This is a genomic window from Streptomyces sp. NPDC046335 (assembly GCF_055587985.1).
This window is the reverse complement of sequence record NZ_JBVJFF010000006.1, coordinates 185,024-206,862: the sequence shown is the minus strand read 5'-3', so window position 1 is coordinate 206,862 and position 21,839 is coordinate 185,024. Positions and strand designations below refer to the sequence as shown.

Below are 21,839 nucleotides of genomic sequence, written 5' to 3'. Positions count from 1 at the left end.
CCGCGCCGGTCATCCACCGCTCATCAACACCACCTCCAGGGTGCGCGGCCCGTGCACTCCCTCGACCCGGTCCAACTCGATGTCGCTGGTCGCGGAGGGCCCCGAGATCCAGGTCAGCGGTCGCACCGGATCGAGCCGCCCGAGTGCCAGCGGTACGGACGACACCACCTGGTCCGGCACCCGTACGACACAGATGTGGTGGTCCGGCACGAGCGTGACGCGGCGGCGGCCCTGGTCCGCCGAACCGTCGAGAACCAGCGTGCCGGTCTCGGCGACAGCGACCGCGCAGCCGGTGACGACGCTGTCGACCCGGTCCAGTTCATACGGGGTGCCGGCCGCGCGGTCCCGCACGTGTGTCGCGTCGACGGACTCCAGCCAGCGCGGGGGCAGCCCCGGCGGCACCAGGACGGTCCCCGCGCCGCGCGCCGCGAGCAGACGCGTCAGGAGCTCCGGAAGCTCCTCGTCCGTGCACCGGTGCACGATCGCCCGATAGTCCGCGAGGTTCTCCGCGAGCAGGTCGACGGTCTCATCGACGGTACGCTCGCCGTGCTCGCGCGCGTACCCACGGTCCACCGCCGCCTCGTACGCGGTGCCGTCGCCGTCCGGCCCGTCCGCCGCGTCCGGCACGCTCGGCACGTCCGCGAGCGCCCGACGCACCCGGCCCAGGATCACGTCCCTGCTGCTCACTTCCCGCTCCCTTCCGTCGTGCCGCCCCGCGTACGCTCCCACCAGTCACGGAACGGTTCCGCCGGGACCTTCGGCAGATCCCGGGTCGCGCTCCACGCCCGGCCGGGTCCGGGAAGCGTGCGTGGATGGAACCGCCGGGTGCGCGAGGCCATGCGCTGGCCCATGCGCAGTACTCCGGGGCGGGCGAAGGCGAACCCTGCCGCGCGCATCGCCGCCCGCTCCGCCGCGTGCCCCTTGGCCGGCTTCAGCGTCACCCTCGTGCCCCGCCGCGTGGCCTCGCCGCCCTGCACCACCCGCTCGCGCAGGTGCACGAGGACCTCGGGGATGTCGATGGCCACCGGACACACCTCATAGCACGCGCCGCAGAGCGAGGAGGCGTACGGCAGGGAGGCGTCGATCTCGCTCTGCGTGCCCCGGAGCTGCGGGCTGAGGATCGCGCCGATCGGCCCCGGGTACACCGAGCCGTACGCGTGCCCGCCCGCCCGCTCGTACACCGGGCAGACGTTGAGACACGCCGAGCAGCGGATGCAGCGCAGGGCCTGGCGGCCCACCTCGTCGGCGAGGGTGTCGGTGCGGCCGTTGTCGAGCAGGACCAGGTGGAAGGCGCTGGGCCCGTCATCCGGGGACGTGCCCGTCCACATGGACGTGTACGGGTTCATCCGCTCGGCCGTGGAGGAGCGGGGCAGGGTCTGGAGGAACACCTCCAGGTCACGCCAGGTCGGAACCACCTTCTCGATGCCCACCACGGAGATCAGCGTCTCGGGCAGGGTGAGGCACATCCGGCCGTTGCCCTCCGACTCCACGACGACCATGGTGCCGGTCTCCGCGACCATGAAGTTCGCCCCGGAGACGCCCACCTTGGCCCGGAGGAACTTCTCGCGCAGGTGCAGCCGCGCCGCCTCGGCGAGCTCGGCGGGGGTGTCGGTGAGCCCGTCGGGGGCCGGCCGTCCCCACGCGCCCATCTCCGCGCGGAAGATGTCGCGGATCTCGCCGCGGTTGCGGTGGATGGCGGGGACGAGGATGTGCGAGGGCCGGTCCTTGCCGAGCTGCACGATCAGCTCGGCGAGGTCGGTCTCGTAGGCGTGGATGCCCTCGGCCTCCAGCGCTTCGTTGAGCCCGATCTCCTGCGTGGCCATCGACTTGACCTTGACGACCTCCGTCTCGCCGGTCGCCCTGACGAGACCTGCGACGATGCGGTTCGCCTCCTCGGCGTCGGTCGCCCAGTGCACGGTGCCGCCCGCCCGCACGACGGACTCCTCCAACTGGACGAGATACCGGTCGAGGTGGCGCAGCGTCTCGTCCTTGATGCGCTTGCCCGCCTCGCGCAGCTCCGCCCAGTCGTCCAGCTCGGCGACGGCCTTGGCCCGTTTGTCGCGGATGGTGTGGGTGGCGTGCCGGAGGTTGGCCCGCAGCGTCGTGTTCCGCACCGCCTCGTGCGCGGCCCGCGGAAACGGCGGGAACGCGGGCATGCCGACGAATGTGCCGCCGCTCATGACAGGGGCTCCTCTTCCGTGCTCGCCAGGATCTCCGCGAGGTGGACCGGGCGTACGGCCGTGCGCAGCCGGGTCATCGTGCCGCCGATGTGCATCAGGCAGGAGTTGTCCGCCGCGCAGAGGACGTCGGCTCCGGTCGACTCGGCGTGCCGGACCTTGTCCGCGCCCATGGCCGCCGAGACGTCGGCGTTCTTCACGGCGAAGGTGCCGCCGAAGCCGCAGCACTCCTCGGCGCCGGGCATCTCCACGAGTTCGAGCCCCTTGACCGCACGCAGCAATCGCGTGGGCCGCTCGCCGAGGCCGAGGGCGCGCAGGCCGTGACAGGTGGGGTGGTAGGTGACCTTGTGCGGGTAGTACGCGCCGACGTCCGTGACCCCGAGGACGTCCACCAGGAACTCGGTCAGCTCATACGTCTTGGGGACCACCGGCGCCAGCGTCCGCGCGAGGCCGTCACCGCGGCCCTCGGCCCGCGCCCGCTCGCCCATGCGCGGATACAGTTCACGCACCATCGCCCCGCAGGACCCGGACGGCGTCACGATCGCGTCGTAGGTGTCGCCCCCGAATACATCGGAGAAGTGTCGGGCGAGCGGCTCCGCCTGGTGGCGGTAACCGGTGTTGTAGTGCGCCTGCCCGCAGCAGGTCTGCGCCGTCGGGAAGTCGACGTCGACGCCCAGTCTGGTCAGCAGTTTCACCACCGCTCGGCCCGTATCCGGATAGAGCGTGTCGTTGACACACGTCAGGAACAGGGCGACACGCATCGCTGGTTCCTCCTCGTCGATCATCGGATGGGTGCAGCGTACGCGGGCACGATGCGTTGCGGGAGGCATGGACGGCCACCGGTGCGGGCGCCGCTCATCGCGTGCCGAGCCGCTGCTGTGCCGCCGCCCACGCGGCGGTGTCACCCCGCGGCCCATAGTGCGTGGGCGGCTGGGCCCTCGCCACCAGGGCCCGCGCCTCGGCACGGTCGGCGAGCACGCCGTGCGCACGCGCCTGTACGAGGACGTTGCCCAGCGCGGCCGCTTCCGCCGGGCCCGCGAGGACGGGCAGCCCGCAGGCGTCCGCCGTCAGCTGGCACAGCAGGGCGTTGCGGGCACCGCCGCCGACCAGGTGGACGACCTCTGTGCGGCGCCCGGTCAGGCGTTGGGCGTCCACCAGGGCCTTGCGGTGGGCGAGCGCGAGGGAGTCGAGGACGCAGCGGGTCGTCTCCGCGGGCCCGGCGGGCACCGGCTGCCCCGACGCCCGGCACGCCTGCGCTATACGGTCCGGCATCCGGCCGGGCGAGAGGAACCCGGGCGCGCCGGCGTCCACGACCGAACGCAGCGGCTCGGCCTCGGCTGCCGCGGCGAGCAGGGCCGTGAGGTCGGGGTTCCGCCAGGCGCGCAGGCACTCCTGGAGGAGCCAGAGCCCCATGATGTTGCGCAGATAGCGGACCGTCCCGTCGGTCCCCAGCTCATTGGTGAAGTTGGCCTCGCGGCTCGCCTCCGTGAGGACGGGGGCGTCCAGTTCGAGCCCGGCGAGGGACCAGGTGCCGGTGCAGAGGTACGCGAAGGCCGTGCCGTCCGCCGCGGGCACCGCCGCCACGGCGGAGGCGGTGTCGTGCGAGGCCACCGTTGTCACGGGGACGGGGCCCGTGAGGCCGGTCTCCTCCAGGACATGGGGGAGCAGTTCACCCGCGGGCTCCCCGGGCCGCCGCAGCGGCGGGAACAGGGCGAGGTCGATGCCGAGCCGGTCGGCCACCTCCCGCGACCAGAGTCTGGTGCGGGGGTCGATGAGCTGGGTGGTCGAAGCGTTCGTCAACTCGGTGCCGAGGTCACCGGTCAGCCAGTACGTGAGCAGATCCGGAATGAGCAACAACCGGTCGGCCGAGTCGAGCTGCTGTGCCCGCCGGGCGGCGATGAGCTGGTACAGGGTGTTGAAGGGTGCGTACTGAAGCCCCGTCGCCGCGTACAGCTCGGCGGCCGGCATGCGCTCCCACACCTGTTCGGCGATGCCTTCGGTGCGGCGGTCGCGGTAGTGCACCGGGTTGCCGACGAGCGCGCCGTCGGCGTCGAGCAGTCCATAGTCCACGGCCCAGCTGTCCACGCCCACGGAGGCCACAGGACCGGCCGCCCGCAGCCCGTCGAGCACGCCCGCGTACAGCGCGAGGATGTCCCAGTGCAGGGTGCCGCCGATACGCACGGGCCTGTTGGGAAACCGGTGGAACTCCTCCAGCTCAAGGCTGCCGTGACCGACCCGGCCCACCATGACGCGCCCACTGGACGCGCCCAGATCGACCGCGGCGAAACGGGGGGTGGAGGAGCGGCGGGTGAGGGACATGGGGCGGCTCTCTTGGGGTGCGGAGTGAACACGGCGGAGGAGCTGGCAGGGTGCGGGGCGGGCTGTCGGCGTGAACGACGTGAAGGGGTACGGGTCGCTGTCGGGAGAGGCCGCCGGGTCCGCGGGCAGTACCCGCGCTCCAGGCGCCCCCGCCCGTCACCGCAGAAACGCCCCCGCCACCCCCGCGTCCACCGGTATGTGCAACCCCGTCGTGTGCGACAGGTCCCCGCCCGTCAGGGCGAACACCGCGTTGGCCACATGCTCCGGCAGGACCTCCCGCTTGAGCAGGGTCCGCTGGGCGTAGAACTCGCCCAGTTTCTCCTCGGGGACGCCGTAGACCGCCGCGCGCTTCGCTCCCCAGCCGCCGGCGAAGATGCCGGAGCCGCGGACCACGCCGTCCGGGTTGACGCCGTTGACGCGGATGGCGTCCTCGCCCAGTTCCGCCGCGAGCAATCGCACCTGGTGGGCCTGGTCCGCCTTGGTCGCGGAGTAGGCGATGTTGTTCGGGCCGGCGAAGACCGCGTTCTTCGAAGCGATGTAGACGATGTCGCCGCCCATGCCCTGCGCCCGCATCACCCGGGCCGCCTCGCGGGAGACCAGGAACGAGCCGCGCGCCATGACGGCGTGCTGCACGTCCCAGTCGCGGGCCGTGGTCTCCAGGAGGGGCTTGGAGAGGGAGATGCCCGCGTTGTTGACGACCAGGTCCACTCCGCCGAAGGCCAGGACCGCGGCCTCGAACGCCTCGGAGATCTGCTCCTCGCTCGTCACGTCCACGGTCACGGCGACCGCCTTGTCGGGACCGCCCAACTCCTCGGCGACGGCCGCCGCCCCCGCCGCGTTCAGGTCCGCGACGACCACGCAGGCGCCCTCGGCGGCCAGCCGGTGCGCGATGGCCCTGCCGATACCGCTGCCCGCGCCCGTCACGAGAGCCACCCGTGTCGCCAGCGGCTTCGGCGCGGGCATGCGCCGCAGCTTCGCCTCCTCCAGCTCCCAGTACTCGATGCGGAACTTCTCGGACTCCTCGATCGGCGCGTACGACGACACGGCCTCCGCGCCTCGCATGACATTGATCGCGTTGACGTAGAACTCGCCGGCCACGCGCGCCGTCTGTTTGTTCTTGCCGAAGGTGAACATGCCCACCCCGGGGACCAGCACGACCGCCGGGTCCGCGCCGCGCATCGCGGGGGAGCCGGGCTCGGCGTGCCGGGCGTAGTACGCCGCGTACTCCTCGCGGTACGCGGCATGCAGCTCACCGAGGCGGGCGATCGTCTCGTCCAGCGGAGCCGTCGGCGGCAGGTCGAGGAGCAGCGGCCGGACCTTCGTGCGCAGGAAGTGGTCCGGGCAGGAGGTGCCGAGGGCGGCCAGGCGCGGATGCTCGGCCCTGTCGAGGAAGTCGAGGACCGCCTCCGTGTCGGTGAAGTGGCCGACCTGCGGGTGGTCCCGCGAGGCGAGGCCCCGGATGACGGGAGCCAGCGCCGCCGCCCGCGCGCGGCGTTCCGGAGCGGGGAGCGGCCCGAACCCGTCGAGCTCCCCGCCGAACGGCTCCGCCCTGCCGCGCTCCGCGAGGAACCGCTCCGCCGTGCGGATCATGTGCAGGGAGTTCCTGGCGCACTCCTCGGAGGTCTCCCCCCAGGCGGTGATGCCGTGCCCGCCCAGTACACAGCCGATCGCCCGCGGGTGCTCCGCGCGCACGGCCGCGATGTCCAAACCGAGCTGGAAGCCGGGGCGGCGCCACGGCACCCACGCCACCGTGTCGCCGAAGCACTCGGCGGTCAGCTTCTCGCCGTCGGCCGCGCACGCCAGCGCGATCCCGGAGTCGGGGTGGAGGTGGTCGACGTGCGCCGCGTCGACCAGGCCGTGCATCGCCGTGTCGATGGACGGCGCGGCACCGCCCCTGCCGTGCAGGCAGTAGTCGAAGGCCGCGACCATCTCGTCCTCGCGCTCCACGCCCGCATACACCTTCTTCAGCGCGTGCAGTCGGTCTAGGCGCAGCACCGCGAGGCCCGACTCCTTGAGCGTGCCGAGGTCGCCGCCGGAGCCCTTGACCCACATGAGGCCGATGTCGTCGCCGGTCACGGGGTCGGGCGCGGTGCCCTTCGCGGAGGCGTTCCCGCCCGCGTAATTGGTGTTGCGCGGGTCGGCGCCCAGAGCGTGGGCGCGCTCCAGCAGTTCGGCCACCGGGTCGTGCCCCTGCCGCCGCCCCGCCATGCGGTCCCCACCCACGTCGTCCCCACCCACGTCGTCCCCGCCCATGTCTTCCCCGCTTACGTCGTGCCCGTTCATGTCGCTCATGCCCCCCAACCCGCCTGCTCGCCGCCGACCCGCTCCTCGGCGATCAACTCCTGCCATCCTGACCGCTCATAGGCCCTGAGCGGATCGGGGTCGATCCCCAACTCCTCCCTGACTTCCGCCAGTAGGGGACGCACATCCGTGCTGAACGCATCCATCAGCGCGCCGTTCGCCGCGAGCACGTCGCCCGTGCGCTGCGCCTCGGCCAGCACCTCGGCGTCCACCAGCAGCGCCTTTGCCGTGGCCTCCTGCACGTTCATCACCGAGCGGATGATCGCTGGGATCTTCGCCTCGATGTTGTGGCACTGGTCGAGCATGAACGCGACCCCCGGCGCGCCCGGTGTGCCCGCCGCGAGGCTGCCGCCGCGCACCACCTCGTACATGATCCGGAAGAGCTGGAAGGGGTCGGCCGCGCCGACCATCAGGTCGTCGTCGGCGTAGAAGCGGGAGTTGAAGTCGAAGCCGCCGAGCCTGCCCTCGCGCAGCAGCGTCGCCACGATGAACTCGATGTTCGTGCCCGGCGCGTGGTGCCCGGTGTCGACGACCACCTGCGCCTTGGGGCCGAGCTTGAGGCAGTGCGCGTACGCCGTCCCCCAGTCGGGGACGTCGGTGGCGTAGAAGGCCGGCTCGAAGAGCTTGTACTCCAGGAGCATCCGCTGGTCGTCGCCGAGCCGGTCGTAGACCGTGCGCAGCGCCTCCTCCAGTCGGTCCTGCCGGCTGCGCAGGTCGTCCTGGCCGGGATAGTTGGTGCCGTCCGAGAACCAGAGCTTGAGGTCCTTCGACCCGGTCGCGTCCATGATGTCGACGCACTCCAGGAGGTGTCCGACGGCCTTGCGGCGGATGGCGGGATCGGGGTTGGTGACCGAACCGAGCCGGTAGTCGTCGTCCTGGAAGACGTTGGAGTTGATGGCGCCGAGGCGCAGGCCGCGCTCCTCCGCGTAGGCGGTGAGCGCGCCGTAGTCGTCGACGCGGTCCCAGGGGATGTGCAGGGCGACGGTCGGCGCGATGCCCGTGTGCGCGTGGACGCGGGCGGCGTCGTCCAGCTTCTCGCGTGTCGTCCTGGGGACGCCGGGCTGCGCGAAGACCTTGAAACGCGTGCCGGAGTTGCCGTACGCCCAGGACGGTGTCTCCAGTGCCTGGGTGCTGAGTGCCGCTTTCACGGCGTCCTTGCTGGTTCCGGCGGTCATCACGCAGCCCTTCAGAATGTTCGTACGTAGTCGGTCAGTTGGAGAAGTGGTGGGTGCCCGAGGCCGCGGCGAACACGGCGCAGCCGTCGGCCATCCGCAGGAACTCGGCCGAGCCGTGCCGCACCTGGGAGGCCTTCTCGGCCGGTATCCACACCTCGGCCGTGGTGTGGGCGGGCAGGGTGAGCGTGAGGCTGAATCCGTCGGAGTCTGCCTGCCAGCGCGTGGTGATCGGCCCGCGCACCGAGTCGAAACGCCCCTGCGCCCTGGTGACGCCGCCGCCGGGCCGCGGCCGCACGCGCACCTTCTTGAAGCCCGGTTCCGCGGGGGCGATGCCCGCGATGTTCGCGTACATCCACTCGCCCACGGAGCCGTACGCGTAGTGGTTGAAGGAGTTCATGCCGGCGTCCTGGAAGCTGCCGTCCGGCTTGATGGAGTCCCAGCGCTCCCACATGGTGGTCGCGCCCCGGTCGATCTGGTAGCCCCAGCTCGGGAAGGAGCGCTGGACGAGGAGCCGGTAGGCGACGTCGTTGTGGCCGGTCTCGGTGAGCACCGGCAGCAGGCGGGGAGTGCCGAGGAAGCCGGTGGACAGATGCCACTCCTTGGACCTGATGAGTTCGACCAGGCGGTCGGCGGCCGGCTTCCTGTCACCCTCGGCGAGCAGGTCCATGGACAGGGCGAGGACGTACGCGGTCTGCGTGTCGCCCTTCACCCGGCCGCCGTCCGTGACGTAGGCCGCGCGGAACGCGTCGCGCACGCTGCGGAACAGCGCGGTGTACGGTGCCGCGTCCTTGCCCAGCGCCTCGGCGGATTTCGCCACCAGGGCGGCGCTGTGCGCGAAGTAGGCGGTGCCGATGACGTCCTTGGGGGTCTCGTCCTGGATGTTGAGCCAGTCGCCGTAACCCTCCGCCGGGCGGAGGTAGCCGCTGCTGTGCTTCTCCAGGTAGTCGAGCCACTTCAGCATCGACGACCAGGCCTGCTCCAGTACGCGGGTGTCCCCGTAGGCCTCGTACAGCGCCCAGGGAACGGTGACTCCCGCGTCGCCCCAGCCGGCGACGCCCTTGCCGACGGGACCGATGTACGGCGCGACGTCGGTGAACGCGCCGTCGTCCGACTGGCCGTCGCGCAGGTCGTCGAGCCACTTCGTGAGGAAGCGGGCGGATTCCATGGTGTAGGCGGCGGTCGGGGCGAAGACGTTGATGTCGCCGGTCCAGCCGAGCCGCTCGTCACGCGCGGGGGTGTCGGTGGGGATGGACACGAAGTTGCCGCGCAGCCCCCACGTGATGTTGCTGTGCAGCTGGTCGAGCATCGGGACGTCGGTCTTGAAGTCCATGGTGAACGGGGCCGACGTGTGGATCACCCGCCCGAGGACCGCGTCCAGCGGCGGCTTGCCGGGGTGGCCGGTGACCTCTACGTAGCGGAAGCCGTGGAAGGTGAAGCGCGGTTCGTACGTCTCCTCGCCGCCGCCCTTGAGGGTGTAGGTGTCGGTGGCGCGGGCCGTACGGAGGTTGGCGGTGTAGATCGTGCCGTCCGGGTTGAGCACCTCCGCGTGCCGCAACGTGATCGTCGTGCCGGCCTTGCCGGAGACCGTCAGGCGCACCACGCCGACCATGTTCTGGCCGAGGTCGTAGACGAAGACGCCGGGCTTCGGCTCGGTCATCCTCTCGGCGCGTATGTCGTGCTCCACGCGCGTGGGCCCGTCCACCGCGGCGACGAGCGCGGCGGACACCTTCTCCACGGCGTCGGCGGCGAGCCACGTGGAGTCGTCGAAACCGGCGCGCGTCCAGCCCTTGGTCTCGCGCCGGGCGTCGTACTCCTCGCCCGACATGAGGTCCGCCTGGATGACCGGGCCGAGGGCGGCGCGCCACGTGGTCCCGGAGAGGACGCGCTCGGTCGAGCCGTCGGTGTACGTGATCTCCAGTTGGCCGAGGAAGGCGGGGCGCTCGCCGTACTGGTGGGGGCCGAACCAGCCGATGTTGCCCGCGTACCAGCCGGTCGCGAGCGTCACGCCCAGCGCGTTGACCCCGGAAGAGACCAGCTCCGTCACGTCGTACGTCTGGTACTGGACGCGCTTGTCGTAGTCCGTCCAGCCGGGCGCGAGGCGGTCATCGCCGACCCGCTCGCCGTTGAGGAACGCCTCGTAGAGGCCGAGGGCGGACGAGTACAGCCTGGCCCGGGCCACCTTGCGGTTCCGCAGCCGGAACTCGTGGCGGAGCTGCGCGGCGGGGGAGTGGCTGGGCACGACCTTGCCCCAGGGGCCCGCGCCCCACGCGGCGAGGAGCTTGGCGGCGGGCCAGGAACCGTCGTCGTAACCGGTGGCCCGCCAGTCGCCGGAGGGCTCCTTGTCGGCGGCCTTCCACTTGGCGTCGGTGACCAGGACGCGTTCGCCGTCCCCGGTGGTCAGTTCGAGGATACCGAGGAGGCCCGCGGGCCCTTCCACGGCGTTGGTCGCGGAGACGGCGATGGCCGCGGCGCCGGGGCGGAGCTGGTCGCTCACGTCGACGACGACGGGGCGCCGCCAGTTGTCGGCCGCGTTGTCGGCCTCGGCGTGGGCCACGCGCGTGCCGTTCACGTACGCCGTGAAGCCGTTGTCGGCGGTGAGGACCAGGCGCGCCCGCGTCACGCCGTCGGGAACGTCGAAGCGGTGGCGGAACCAGCGGGTGGCGGCCGGTGCGCTGGTGGCGGGGTCACCCTCCGGGAACCAGATCCAGGAGGCCTTGTCGAGGGCGGGGGCGTCCACGAGCGCGGCCGGGGCGCCGATCCACCGCGCCGACCAGTCGGAGTCCGAGGTGAGGCCGGTCTCCCACCAGGACGGCTCGCTCCACGCGGAGGGCCGGCCGGAGGCGTCCCAGACGCGGACCGACCAGAAGTACCGGGTGCGTGACTTCAGTTCGGGGCCGCCGTAGGGGACCAGGACGGAGGCGGTGGAGGTGACCTTGCCGCTGTCCCACACATCGGGGCGGTCGAGGCGGCCAGGGGCGGTGGCGACCCGGATGCGGTAGGCGCTCTGGGCCTTGCCCTGCGCGTCGGAGGCCAGGGGCCAACTCAGCCTCGGGCGCGGGGTGTCGAGGCCGAGCGGATGCCGGACGTACTCGACGGTGGGGGCGGTCACGCGCAGCGGCGGGGCGGGGGCCTTGCCCGGCGGGGTCGCGGAGGCGGCGGGGGCGGTTCCTGCGACGGCCGTGCCGATGGCGGCCGTGGCGGTGGTGCCGAGCAGTCGTCTTCTGCTGATCACAAGGAACTCCGTAACGACTCGGGGATGAATCGTTTCACAGAGGCCGAAGTTAGGGAGCGCTGCTCGTGACTGTCAAGGGATCTCGCGTGCCTGTCGCCGTTTCTCGGCGGCTGCAACGCTGTTTCGTGCGGAAGTCAGGATTCTCGGGTCCGACCCATTGACGGTGAAGTCGGCGCGGGTCTAGCTTCCGTGGAACTTCGTTGAATCCTTTCACCCCATCTCACCTCACCCCATCTCACCCCGTCTCACCTCACCTCATCTCACCTCCCGCCTCCTTCGCGCAGTCAGGGGCGGACGTCACCGATCGGTGCTATCCATGAGAGAGCCCCCCGTCCTGGCCGCGCACGGCCTGAGCAAGTCCTTCGGCGCCGTACGCGCCCTCCAGGACGTCTCCCTGCAACTGCACGCCGGAGAGGCGCACGCCCTCGCGGGCGAGAACGGTGCCGGGAAGTCCACCCTCATCAAGACGCTCGCCGGCGTGCACCGGCCCGACGCCGGAGGGCTGCTCATCGACGGTGAGCCGGTCGTCCTGCACGGACCCGCCGACGCCCGTGACGCGGGGATCGCCGTCATCTACCAGGAGCCGACGCTCTTCCCCGACCTGTCCGTCGCCGAGAACATCTTCATGGGGCGCCAGCCGCGCCGCTCACTCGGCCGTGTCGACCACAAGGCGGTCGACGCGGCGGCCGGGGCGCTCTTCGCGCGCCTCGCCGTGGACCTCGCCCCCGAGCAGCCGGCGCGCGGCCTGTCCATCGCCGACCAGCAGATCGTGGAGATCGCCAAGGCGCTCTCCTTCGACGCCCGCGTGCTCATCATGGACGAGCCGACCGCCGCGCTCACCGGCAGCGAGGTGGCACGCCTCTTCGGCGTGGTGCGCACCCTGCGGGAACAGGGTGCCGCGGTGCTCTTCATCTCCCACCGCATCGAGGAGATCTTCGAGCTCTGCCAGCGCGTCACGACCCTGCGGGACGGCGCCCTCATCGCGAGCGAGCCCCTGGCGGGCCTCACCGAGGACGACCTGGTGCGCCGCATGGTCGGCCGCGACCTCGGCGAGCTCTACCCCAAGCAGGACACCGAGACCGGTGACGTCGCGCTCAGCGTGCGGCGGCTGACCCGCGAAGGGGTCTTCACCGACGTGTCGTTCGACGTCAGGTGCGGGGAGATCGTCGGGCTCGCCGGCCTCGTCGGGGCGGGGCGCAGCGAGGTCGCCCGCGCGGTGTTCGGCGTCGACCGGTGGGACGCGGGAACCGTCGAGGTCCAGGGCAAGGCCCTGACCAACGGCGCCCCGAGCACCGCCATGGCGGCCGGACTGGCCCTCGTACCCGAGGACCGGCGCGCCCAGGGCCTGGTGATGGACATGTCCATCGAGCGCAACATCGGTCTCACGGGGCTGCGTACGACGGTCCGCGCGGGGCTGATGGACCGTGGGGCCGAGCGCAGCCGTTCCCTGGACTGGGCGCTCAGGCTCCAGGTCAAGTACGCGCGCATCGCCGACGCCGTGGGGACGCTCTCCGGCGGCAACCAGCAGAAGGTCGTCCTGGCCAAGTGGCTGGCCACCGGCCCACGCGTACTGATCGTCGACGAGCCGACCCGCGGCATCGACGTCGGCACCAAGGCCGAGGTGCACCGGCTGCTCTCCGCGCTCGCCGCGGACGGCGTCGCGGTGCTGATGATCTCCTCCGACCTGCCGGAGATCCTCGGCATGGCCGACCGGGTGCTCGTCATGCACGAGGGGCGGCTCACCGCGGAGATCGCGCGGGACGACGCCACGGAGGAATCGGTGATGGCGGCGGCCACGGGGAGGGCGGCATGACAGGGCGCACCATGGACGCGGGCGGGGACGGCGACTCGGCCCGGCTTCCTGAGCCGGGGGCGGGAACGTGGCGCGGGCTTGCCCACGCCTCGGTCATGCACCAGAAACCCCGCCCCAAGGCGGGCCGGCGGGGGCCGGTCGCCGGTGAGGTCGGCGGGAGGCTCGGGTGAGTGTGGATACGCGGAGTTCCGCGACCGCCGTCGACCCGGGGAAGGCCGGCGCCGGGCGGCTCGTCGACCGGGTGTTCAAGGTGCGCGAGCTCGCCATACTCCTGGTCTTCCTGGTGATGATCGTCCTCACCCAGGCGGGCAACAGCGAGTTCCTCTCCGAGCAGGGCATCAAGGACCTGCTCCTGAACGCGACCATCCTCGTCCTCGTCGCCACCGGACAGGCCCTGGTCGTCATCACCCGCAACGTCGACCTGTCCGTCGGTTCCACACTCGGCATCAGCGCCTTCGCCGCGGGCAACCACCTCCAGGGCGGCGGCGGCGCCGTCACCGCCATCGTCCTCGCCGTGGCGCTCGGCATCGGCTGCGGGCTCCTCAACGGCGCCCTCGTCAGCCTGGGCCAGGTACCGGCGCTCGTCGTGACCCTCGGCACGCTGTACGTCATCCGCGGCATCGACTCCATCTGGGTCGGCTCGCGGCAGATCACCGCGTCCGACCTGTCCGGCGGCTTCGTCGATTTCGGCTCCGGGGGCATCTCGGCGGTCCCCTGGCTCGCCCTGATCGCCCTCGCCGTCCTGGTCACCGTCGCGTACTACCTGCGGCACTTCCGCGGCGGCCGCGAGCTGTACGCGCTCGGGTCGAGCCCGGAGGCCGCACGGCTCGCGGGCATCTCCGTACGCAAGCGGATCCTCATCGCGTACACCGTGTGCGGGGCGCTCGCCGGACTCGCCGGCGCCCTGTACCTCGCCCGCTTCGGCAACGTCGACTCCGCGACCGGCAACGGCTACGAACTCACCGTCGTCAGCGCCGTCGTGGTCGGCGGCGTGGCCTTCACCGGCGGCTCGGGCAGCGTCTACGGAGCGGCGCTCGGCGCGCTCCTGCTGACGTCCATCAACAGTGTGCTGCCCGCGCTCGGCGTCAGCTCCGTGTGGGTGCTCGCCATCAACGGCGTACTGCTCGTCCTCGCCATCGCCGTCGACCGGATCGTCGCCCTGCGCGTCGCCGACGCGCTGAAGAAGAGGGGCGCATCCAACAGGAAGAGGGCCGCATCGAACAGAAGGAACGCCCGCCATGGCTGACTCCCCGCTCACGCGCGCCGTCCGCTGGGACACGGTCGTCGGCGCCCTCCTAGTCGTGCTTCTGCTGATGTCGTTCTCCTTTGTCGACGGTTTCGGGAACGCGCTCAACCTCTCCTTCCTCATCGGCAACACACTGCCCATCGCGCTGATCGCGCTGCCGATGACACTCCTCGTGGTCTCCGGCGAGATCGACCTGTCGGTGGCGTCCACTGCGGGGCTCTCCGGAGCGGTGATGGGCGCCCTGTGGAACGCGGGGCTCGCCATCGAGACGATCATTCCGCTCTGCCTGCTGCTCGGCGTGGTCTGCGGGCTCGTCAACGGCCTCCTGGTGACCCGGCTCGGGCTGCCCTCGCTCGCCGTCACCATCGGCACGATGGCCGCCTACAGAGGCATCGCCCAGATCGTCCTGGGGTCGGACGCCGTCACCGACTTCCCCTCCCAGTACCTCGACTTCGCGGCCGGACGGATCGGCGACACCTTCGTCCCGTACGCCTTCCTGCCCTTCCTCGTGCTGCTCGCCATCGCCGTCGTCGTGCTGCACGCCATGCCCTTCGGGCGCGCCCTGTTCGCGATCGGCGCGAACGAGGAGGCCGCGCGGTTCACCGGGGTGCGCGTCAAGCGGCACAAGCTGTGGCTGTTCGTCCTCACGGGCCTCATGGCCTCGCTCACGGGCGTCTTCTGGGCACTGCACTACGCGAGCGCCCGCTACGACAACGCCACCGGCCTGGAGCTCTCCGTCGTCGCCGCGGTGCTGCTCGGCGGCATCGACTTCGACGGAGGCAAGGGCACCCTCGGCGGAGCCGTCGCCGGGGTCTTCCTGCTCGGCGCGCTCCAGAACGCCATGAGCCTTCTCAACGTCTCCGCGCAGTCCCAGATCGTCGTCACGGGTGTGCTCCTCGTGGTGTCGGTCCTCGGGCCGCGCGTGGCACGGCAAGTGGCCACCGCGCGCGCGGGCCGCAGAGCGGCGGCGCCCCCGCCCGACGTCACGAAGCAGCTGACGTCGCCCTCCCGCTGACGTCGCCCTCCCCCTGACGTCGCATGCCCCCTGACATCACGAAGCACCGTACGACTCTCCGAAGAAGCACCGTACGACTTTCCGAAAGGGACCGACGATGTTCTCTCGCCTGCCCAGCTCCCGCACGCCCGCCGGGGTGGCCCTGCGCCGCGCCTGCGCCGCTCTCGCCGCGGTCACCTCCCTCGCCCTCACCGCCACGGCCTGCGGGGGCACCACCAAGGACTCCGCCAAGGACGACGACTCGGCCAAGGCCTCGAACGCCAAGGCCGATCCGGACGCGGAGACGAAGAAGGGCCTCACCGTCGGCTTCCTGCCCAAGCAGGTCAACAACCCCTACTTCACGGTCGCCGACAAGGGCGGCGAGAAGGCCCTGAAGGAACTCGGATCGAACTACAAGGAGACGGGTCCCAACAGCGCCACCGACACCAGCGGCCAGGTGAGCTACGTCAACACGCTCACCCAGCAGCAGGTCGACGCCATGGCCGTCTCCGCGCAGGACCCCGGAGCGCTGTGCACCGCGCTCAAGCAGGCCATGAAGAACGGCGTCAAGGTGGTCACCTACGACTCCGACACCAAGCCCGCCTGCCGGCACGTCTTCGTCTCCCAGGCGAGCGCCGAGGCGCTCGGCCGCACCCAGGTCGAGCTCATGGGCGAGCAGCTCGGCTACAAGGGCGAGATCGCGATCCTCTCCGCCGCCCAGACCGCGACGAACCAGAACACCTGGATCGGCTACATGAAGGACGAGCTGAAGAAGCCCAAGTACAAGAACATGAAGCTGGTGAAGACCGCCTACGGCAACGACGACGCCCAGCAGTCCTTCCAGCAGACCCAGGGCCTCCTCCAAGAGCATCCGAAGCTCGCGGGGATCATCTCGCCGACCACCGTCGGCATCAAGGCGGCCGCCCAGTACCTCTCGGGCTCCAAGTACAAGGGCAAGGTCCTGCTCACCGGCCTCGGCACCCCCAACGACATGCGCCAGTACGTGAAGAACGGCACCGTCAAGGGCTTCGAGCTCTGGGACCCCGCCGAGCTCGGCGCGCTCGCGGCGCACACCGCCGTCGCGCTCTCCTCCGGGCAGATCACCGGCAAGAAGGGCGAGACGTTCAAGGCGGGCGACCTGGGGACCTTCACGATCGGCGACGACGGCGTGGTCGACCTGGGCGAGCCGACCGTCTTCGACAAGAAGAACATCGACGAGTACAGGTTCTGAGGCCGGTACAGGACTGAGTCCGGTACAGGTTCTGAGTCCTCAGTAGGCTGGTCCGTACGGCCGGGGACGGCCGCACAGCAGGATGGAGCACCTGGAACGCATGGTCGGCATCAAAGACGTGGCGAAGCACGCCGGAGTGTCCGTGGGCACGGTGTCGAACGTGATCAACCGCCCCGACATGGTCTCCGAGGAGACCCGCCTCCGGGTGCGCGCGGTCATCGACCGGCTCGGCTACGTACGCAGCGAGTCGGCCCGGCAGCTCCGCGCGGGGCGCAGCCGCATCATGGCGCTGCTCGTCCTCGACATGGGCAACCCGTTCTTCGTGGACGTCGCGCGCGGCGCGGAGCGGGCCGCGCACGACGCCGGGCTGCGCGTCATGGTGTGCAACAGCGGACAGAGCCCCTCCGAAGAGGCCGAGTACCTCGCGCTCTTCGCCGAGCAGCGCGTGCGCGGCGTCCTGCTCACCCCCGCCGACGCCACCGGACGGAACATCGCGGCCTTCCGCAGGCACGGCATCCCGTTCGTCCTCGTCGACCGGGTCGCGCAGGGCGCCACGGAGTGCTCGGTCTCCGTCGACGACGTGATGGGCGGCGCGCTCGCCGCCCGCCACCTGGTGGACGCCGGGCACCGCAGCATCGCCTACGTGAGCGGCCCGCCCGGGCTCAACCAGGTCAAGGACCGCCGCGTGGGGGCGCTCCAGGCGCTCGCCGAGGCGGGCCTGGACGCCTCCGCGCTGCGCGAGCTGCCCACCGAGCGGCTCGACGTGGCCGCGGGCCGCGACGCCGGGGCCCGCATCCTGGGCCTCGCGGACCGGCCCACGGCCGTCTTCTGCGCCAACGACCTGCTCGCGCTCGGGGTGCTCCAGGCGATGTACGCGGCCGGGGTGCGCGTCCCCGAGGACGTGGCGATCGTCGGCTACGACGACATCGAGTTCGCGGCGGCCGCCGTCGTACCGCTCACCTCCGTGCGCCAGCCCGCCGTGACCATGGGGGCGATGGCGGCGGAACTGCTCATGGAGGAGACGGAGTCCGAGCCCCGGCCGCACGGTGAGAACGGACACGAGCACCGGCGCGTGGTGCTCATGCCGGAGCTGGTCGTACGACGGTCCAGCCTGGCGCCTCGCTGACGACCGCCGCAAAGGGCTGCCGCAAAGGGGTGCCGCCCGGCGGTCCGGCGCCGCGGTGGGTGTGCTGGACTGGGGCGGCAGTTCCGTACACCGTGACGTCGCCGCGCCGCCGGCCGCCGTCACCCCGGCCCACCCCGTTCAGGAGCAGTTGTGACCGTCAGCTACCGACAGCCAGGAGTCGTCCTCACCGACCGCCGCTTCGGCGTGCCGCTGGACCACGACGATCCGGCGGGGGAGCGGATCGAACTCTTCGCCAGGGAGGTCGTCCCGGCGACCCGCGGCGGCGACGACCTGCCCTGGCTCGTCTACCTCCAGGGCGGCCCGGGCTTCGGGGCCACCCGCTTCCACGGCAGGGAGTCCTGGCTCGACCGGGCCCTGGAGGACTTCCGCGTCCTCCTCCTCGACCAGCGGGGCACCGGCAGCTCCACGCCCGCCAACCGCCAGACGCTCCCGCTGCGCGGCGGCCCCCGGGAACAGGCCGACTACCTCGCGCACTTCCGGGCCGACTCCATCGTCCGCGACTGCGAGGCGATCCGCCCCGAGGTGACGGGCGGCGCCCCCTGGACCGTACTCGGGCAGAGCTTCGGCGGCTTCTGCGCCACGCACTACCTCTCGGCGGCTCCCGAGGGCCTCTCGGCCGCGCTGATCACCGGCGGCCTGCCCACGCTCGACGGCCACGCCGACGACGTCTACCGCGCGGCCTACCCGCGCATGGCCCGCAAGACCGCCGCGCACTACGCCCGCTACCCGCAGGACGTGGAGCGCGCCCGGCGCATCGCCGCGTACCTCGCCGAGCACGAGCCTGTCCTGAACGGCGGATACCGGCTCACCGTCAAGGCCTTCCAGTCCCTCGGCATGCTGCTCGGCATGGGCGACGGCAGCCACCGTCTGCACTACCTCATCGAGGACGCCTTCGTGCGCACGCCGTCGGGCCCGGCGCTCTCCGACGCGTTCCAGGAGAACGTGCAGGCCGCCCTCAGTTACGCGGGCAACCCGCTCTTCGCCGTCCTGCACGAGGCGATCTACGGGCAGGGTGAGCGGCCCATCGCCTGGGCGGCCGAGCGGGTGCGCGCCGAGTTCCCGGAGTTCGACGCGGAGAAGGCCCTGGCGGGCGACGAACCGCTGCTGTTCACCGGCGAGGCCGTGCAGCGCTGGATGTTCGACACCGACCCCGCGCTCCGTCCGCTGCGCGAGACGGCCGACCTGCTCGCCGCGCGCACCGACTGGCCGCGGCTGTACGACCTCTCGCGGCTCGCGGCGAACGAGGTGCCGGCCGCCGCGTCGGTCTACCACGACGACATGTACGTCGACACGGACCACTCGCTGCGCACCGCCGGGGCGATCCGGGGGCTGCGCACCTGGGTCACCAACGAGTTCGAGCACGACGGGCTGCGGGTCGGCGGCCCGAAGGTCCTCGACCGGCTGCTCGCGATGGTCCGCGGGGAGGCGTGACCGGCGGGCCGGACCGGTGAGTGCCGGGCCGATGATTGCCGGACCGGTGAGTGCCGGTCGATTGTCGTACCCGCCGATTAGGCTGCCGACATGACGGAGTCACAGACCGCGGCCGAGGCCGCAGCGCCCGCGCAGCTCGACCCCATGCCCGAGGACTGGCGGCGGGCGCTGGCCGTCGTCGCCCACCCCGACGACCTGGAGTACGGCTGCGCCGCCGCGATCGCCGGCTGGACGGACGGCGGGCGCGAGGTCGCGTACGTCCTGGCGACCCGGGGGGAAGCGGGCATCGACACGCTCGACCCGGCGGCCTGCGCGCCGCTGCGCGAGCGGGAGCAGCGGGCGAGCGCGGCCGTCGTCGGCGTCGAGACGGTGGAGTTCCTCGACCACAGGGACGGCGTCATCGAGTACGGCACGGCGCTGCGCAAGGACATCGCCGCCGCCATCCGCAGACACCGGCCCGAGCTGGTCATCACGCTCAACTACCGGGACACCTGGGGCGGCGTCGCCTGGAACACGCCCGACCACGTGGCGGTGGGCCGGGCCACGCTGGACGCCGCGGCGGACGCGGGCAACCGCTGGATCTTCCCCGAGCTGAGGGAGGAGCAGGGCCTCGAACCGTGGGACGGCGTGCGCTGGGTCGCCGTCGCGGGTTCGTCGACGCCCACGCACGCGGCGGACGCCACGGCCGGGCTCGACCGGTCCGTGGCCTCCCTCCTCGAACACCGCACGTACATCGAGGCGTTGACGGAGGAAGACCCCGAGAAGTACTGCCGTACGTTCCTCACGGGCAGCGCCCGGGCGCTCGCGCCGCGCTTCGGCGGGCGGCCCGCGGTGGGCTTCGAGGTCTTCAGCCGCTGACCCGGGCACCGCTCGTTGACCCGAGGCCTCGTTCGGAGCCGCCGCCGTCGACGCGGACGGGGGGCCTCTCCGGCCTAGCCGGCAAGCCCGTGCACCTCGTCCCCCGCCACGGCCCGAGCCGCCGCCGCCTCGCCCTCCGGGGAGAAGACCCCCGCCCGGCGGCGGGCGGCCTCCGCTTCGACGTCGGTCATGACGAGTTCGGCGTTGATCATGAGGCCGGCCCGGTAGCCCGCGCTCGCCGCGTTGATCACCTGTTCCGCGGCCGTCGCCGCGTTGCCCACCGCCCAGACGCCGGGGACGCTGGTCCTGCCCACCTCGTCGAGCGCCGGGTAGGGGCCGAACGGGGTGTCCTTCGTCCGCGCGCCGAGCGCGTCCAGGAGACCGGATCGGGGCACCGGCTTCGCGGCGACGAAGAGCACCGAGCGGGGAATGACCCGCCCGTCGGCGAGCCGCACCCCGGTGAGGCGGTCGTCCTCGACCACCGGACCCGCGACCTCGCCCTCGACCACCGAGACCCCGGCGGCCGCGAGGCGCTCCCACTCCGCGTCCGGCAGCTCCCGCACCTTGTCCAGGAAAAGGGTCACGTCCTTGGACCACTGGGTGACGAGGAGCGCCTGGTGGCTGTTGAACGGCTCCGAGGCGAGTACGCCGAAGGCCTCGTCCCGCACCTCCCAGCCGTGGCAGTACGGGCAGTGCAGCACGTCCCGCCCCCAGCGCTCGGCGAGGCCCGGCACGTCCGGCAGCTCGTCCACGAGCCCGGTGGCAAGGACCACCTGCCGGGCGTGCACGGCCCCGCCCTCGGCGAGGGTGAGCCCGAACTCCCCGCTGCCGTCCGGGGTCACCGCGCTCACGCGGTCCCGCAGGACCTCCACCCCGTACCGCTGAAGCTCCTTGCGCCCCTCGGCGAGGAACTCGGCGGGCGGCATCCCGTCCCGTGACAGGTAGCCCTGCATGTGGGTGGCGGGCGCGTTGCGCGGTTCGCCCGCGTCGACGACGAGCACCCGGCGCCGGGAGCGGCCGAGCACGAGCGCCGCGCTCAGGCCCGCCGCGCCGCCGCCTACGACCACCACGTCATAGCCCGGCCGGTCCAGTTCTCCGTGGTGCGAAATATTGCGGGTCATGGTGACCACCTCCACGGAGACCATCGCCCCGATGCTGCGAAATTGACAAGTGCCTTTGCTGATACCGCAAGAAGTGCCATGATGGCCGCATGAGTGAAAAGGACGACGGCATGAGTGAGAAGACGGAACGGGCCGCGGGAAAGCCGGCGGGCGAGCCCGAGGAGATGGACGAGGTCCTCACCGAGGTCGGCCCCCGCCTGCGCCGCATCCGCAAGGAGCGCGGCGCCACCCTCGCCGGGCTCTCCGAGGCCACCGGCATCTCGGTCAGCACCCTGTCCCGCCTGGAGTCGGGCCACCGCAAGCCCAGCCTTGAACTGCTGCTGCCCATCGCCCGCGCCCACCAGGTCCCCCTCGACGAGCTCGTGGGCGCCCCGCCCGTGGGCGACCCGCGCGTGCGGGCCAAGCCGATCATCCGGCACGGCCGCACGATGCTGCCGCTCACCCGCCAGCCGGGCGGGCTCCAGGCGTACAAGGTGATCGAGCCCGCCCGCACGGCACCCGCGCCGGAGCCGCAGACCCACGAGGGCTACGAATGGCTCTATGTCCTCTCCGGAAAGCTGCGGCTCGTCCTCGGCGATCACGACGTGCTGCTCGGCCCCGGTGAGGCCGCGGAGTTCGACACCCGGGTCCCGCACTGGTTCGGGGCGACGAGCGAAGGGGGAGCCGAGTTCCTCAGCCTCTTCGGGCCGCAGGGTGAGCGCATGCACGTACGGGCGCGGCCCACGCGCAAGGAGAAGGGTCACTGACGGTTCCCCTAGCGGCAAGCGACCGCTTAGTATGCGCAGGAGCCCGGT

At 71.9% G+C, this 21,839-nt stretch carries 17 protein-coding genes; 9 read left to right on the top strand and 8 right to left on the bottom strand.

What is annotated here, in order from left to right:
* Positions 1 to 9: 9 nt before the first annotated feature.
* The 7 genes from ACZ6JY_RS16385 to ACZ6JY_RS16355 all read right to left on the bottom strand — a co-directional run bounded on the left by ACZ6JY_RS16385 (position 10) and on the right by ACZ6JY_RS16355 (position 11,204).
* Positions 10 to 687 carry a LutC/YkgG family protein gene (locus ACZ6JY_RS16385; protein WP_469196503.1) on the bottom strand — a complete coding sequence of 226 codons (678 nt, stop codon included), beginning with the start codon at positions 685 to 687 and terminating at the stop codon, positions 10 to 12.
* Positions 684 to 2,180, bottom strand: coding sequence for a LutB/LldF family L-lactate oxidation iron-sulfur protein (locus ACZ6JY_RS16380; protein WP_469196501.1), 1,497 nt, complete (start codon positions 2,178 to 2,180; stop codon positions 684 to 686). Before ACZ6JY_RS16380 ends, ACZ6JY_RS16385 begins: the two co-directional genes overlap by 4 nt.
* Positions 2,177 to 2,938 carry a (Fe-S)-binding protein gene (locus ACZ6JY_RS16375; RefSeq protein WP_469196499.1) on the bottom strand — a complete coding sequence of 254 codons (762 nt, stop codon included), beginning with the start codon at positions 2,936 to 2,938 and terminating at the stop codon, positions 2,177 to 2,179. Before ACZ6JY_RS16375 ends, ACZ6JY_RS16380 begins: the two co-directional genes overlap by 4 nt.
* 94 nt (positions 2,939 to 3,032) lie before the next feature.
* Complete coding sequence (locus tag ACZ6JY_RS16370; protein ID WP_469196497.1) at positions 3,033 to 4,496, bottom strand: rhamnulokinase; 1,464 nt, start codon at positions 4,494 to 4,496, stop codon at positions 3,033 to 3,035.
* A gap of 156 nt (positions 4,497 to 4,652) precedes the next feature.
* The gene (locus ACZ6JY_RS16365) at positions 4,653 to 6,704 is read right to left on the bottom strand and encodes a bifunctional aldolase/short-chain dehydrogenase (protein WP_469196957.1); all 2,052 of its coding nucleotides are present in this window, start codon (positions 6,702 to 6,704) and stop codon (positions 4,653 to 4,655) included.
* Positions 6,705 to 6,784: 80 nt separating this feature from the next.
* A complete protein-coding gene (gene rhaI, locus ACZ6JY_RS16360; RefSeq protein ID WP_469196495.1) occupies positions 6,785 to 7,972 on the bottom strand; it encodes an L-rhamnose isomerase in 1,188 nt (395 codons plus the stop codon).
* Positions 7,973 to 8,006: 34 nt separating this feature from the next.
* Positions 8,007 to 11,204 carry an alpha-L-rhamnosidase gene (locus ACZ6JY_RS16355; RefSeq protein ID WP_469196493.1) on the bottom strand — a complete coding sequence of 1,066 codons (3,198 nt, stop codon included), beginning with the start codon at positions 11,202 to 11,204 and terminating at the stop codon, positions 8,007 to 8,009.
* A gap of 316 nt (positions 11,205 to 11,520) precedes the next feature.
* Here ACZ6JY_RS16355 and ACZ6JY_RS16350 point away from each other — a divergent pair, with 316 nt between their 5' ends.
* From ACZ6JY_RS16350 to ACZ6JY_RS16315, 8 genes are all read left to right on the top strand, one after another.
* Positions 11,521 to 13,017 carry a sugar ABC transporter ATP-binding protein gene (locus ACZ6JY_RS16350; RefSeq protein ID WP_469196491.1) on the top strand — a complete coding sequence of 499 codons (1,497 nt, stop codon included), beginning with the start codon at positions 11,521 to 11,523 and terminating at the stop codon, positions 13,015 to 13,017.
* The gene (locus ACZ6JY_RS16345; RefSeq protein WP_469196489.1) at positions 13,014 to 13,187 is read left to right on the top strand and encodes a hypothetical protein; all 174 of its coding nucleotides are present in this window, start codon (positions 13,014 to 13,016) and stop codon (positions 13,185 to 13,187) included. Before ACZ6JY_RS16350 ends, ACZ6JY_RS16345 begins: the two co-directional genes overlap by 4 nt.
* Complete coding sequence (locus ACZ6JY_RS16340) at positions 13,184 to 14,263, top strand: ABC transporter permease (RefSeq protein WP_469196486.1); 1,080 nt, start codon at positions 13,184 to 13,186, stop codon at positions 14,261 to 14,263. Before ACZ6JY_RS16345 ends, ACZ6JY_RS16340 begins: the two co-directional genes overlap by 4 nt.
* Positions 14,256 to 15,278 (top strand): ABC transporter permease, encoded by a 1,023-nt coding sequence (locus ACZ6JY_RS16335; protein ID WP_469196484.1) that lies wholly within the window; start codon positions 14,256 to 14,258, stop codon positions 15,276 to 15,278. Before ACZ6JY_RS16340 ends, ACZ6JY_RS16335 begins: the two co-directional genes overlap by 8 nt.
* A gap of 97 nt (positions 15,279 to 15,375) precedes the next feature.
* A complete protein-coding gene (gene rhaS / locus ACZ6JY_RS16330; protein ID WP_469196482.1) occupies positions 15,376 to 16,488 on the top strand; it encodes a rhamnose ABC transporter substrate-binding protein in 1,113 nt (370 codons plus the stop codon).
* 91 nt (positions 16,489 to 16,579) lie between these two features.
* On the top strand, positions 16,580 to 17,614 hold the full coding sequence (locus tag ACZ6JY_RS16325) for a LacI family DNA-binding transcriptional regulator (RefSeq protein WP_469196956.1): 1,035 nt from the start codon (positions 16,580 to 16,582) through the stop codon (positions 17,612 to 17,614).
* Positions 17,615 to 17,764: 150 nt separating this feature from the next.
* The gene (locus ACZ6JY_RS16320) at positions 17,765 to 19,066 is read left to right on the top strand and encodes an alpha/beta fold hydrolase (protein WP_469196480.1); all 1,302 of its coding nucleotides are present in this window, start codon (positions 17,765 to 17,767) and stop codon (positions 19,064 to 19,066) included.
* A gap of 90 nt (positions 19,067 to 19,156) precedes the next feature.
* Positions 19,157 to 19,924, top strand: coding sequence for a PIG-L deacetylase family protein (locus tag ACZ6JY_RS16315; RefSeq protein ID WP_469196478.1), 768 nt, complete (start codon positions 19,157 to 19,159; stop codon positions 19,922 to 19,924).
* Positions 19,925 to 19,998: 74 nt separating this feature from the next.
* Here the strand turns inward: ACZ6JY_RS16315 and ACZ6JY_RS16310 are convergent, their stop codons facing one another.
* Positions 19,999 to 21,045: an NAD(P)/FAD-dependent oxidoreductase gene (locus ACZ6JY_RS16310; RefSeq protein WP_469196476.1), complete on the bottom strand. Its 1,047-nt coding sequence runs from the start codon at positions 21,043 to 21,045 to the stop codon at positions 19,999 to 20,001.
* 110 nt (positions 21,046 to 21,155) lie between these two features.
* On the opposite strand from ACZ6JY_RS16310, the gene ACZ6JY_RS16305 reads away from it, so the two are divergent.
* Positions 21,156 to 21,791 carry a helix-turn-helix domain-containing protein gene (locus ACZ6JY_RS16305; protein ID WP_469196955.1) on the top strand — a complete coding sequence of 212 codons (636 nt, stop codon included), beginning with the start codon at positions 21,156 to 21,158 and terminating at the stop codon, positions 21,789 to 21,791.
* Positions 21,792 to 21,839: the final 48 nt, after the last annotated feature.

Excerpts from the sequence above, each read along its gene's own strand:
- ACZ6JY_RS16370 (WP_469196497.1), bottom strand. The coding sequence starts at position 4,496 with ATGTCCCTCACCCGCCGCTCCTCCACCCCCCGTTTCGCCGCGGTCGAT.
- ACZ6JY_RS16335 (WP_469196484.1), top strand. The coding sequence starts at position 14,256 with ATGGCTGACTCCCCGCTCACGCGCGCCGTCCGCTGGGACACGGTCGTC.
- ACZ6JY_RS16350 (WP_469196491.1), top strand. The coding sequence starts at position 11,521 with ATGAGAGAGCCCCCCGTCCTGGCCGCGCACGGCCTGAGCAAGTCCTTC.
- rhaI (WP_469196495.1), bottom strand. The coding sequence starts at position 7,972 with ATGACCGCCGGAACCAGCAAGGACGCCGTGAAAGCGGCACTCAGCACC.
- ACZ6JY_RS16315 (WP_469196478.1), top strand. The coding sequence starts at position 19,157 with ATGACGGAGTCACAGACCGCGGCCGAGGCCGCAGCGCCCGCGCAGCTC.
- ACZ6JY_RS16380 (WP_469196501.1), bottom strand. The coding sequence starts at position 2,180 with ATGAGCGGCGGCACATTCGTCGGCATGCCCGCGTTCCCGCCGTTTCCG.
- ACZ6JY_RS16375 (WP_469196499.1), bottom strand. The coding sequence starts at position 2,938 with ATGCGTGTCGCCCTGTTCCTGACGTGTGTCAACGACACGCTCTATCCG.
- ACZ6JY_RS16310 (WP_469196476.1), bottom strand. The coding sequence starts at position 21,045 with ATGACCCGCAATATTTCGCACCACGGAGAACTGGACCGGCCGGGCTAT.
- rhaS (WP_469196482.1), top strand. The coding sequence starts at position 15,376 with ATGTTCTCTCGCCTGCCCAGCTCCCGCACGCCCGCCGGGGTGGCCCTG.
- ACZ6JY_RS16305 (WP_469196955.1), top strand. The coding sequence starts at position 21,156 with ATGAGTGAGAAGACGGAACGGGCCGCGGGAAAGCCGGCGGGCGAGCCC.
- ACZ6JY_RS16345 (WP_469196489.1), top strand. The coding sequence starts at position 13,014 with ATGACAGGGCGCACCATGGACGCGGGCGGGGACGGCGACTCGGCCCGG.
- ACZ6JY_RS16365 (WP_469196957.1), bottom strand. The coding sequence starts at position 6,704 with ATGGCGGGGCGGCGGCAGGGGCACGACCCGGTGGCCGAACTGCTGGAG.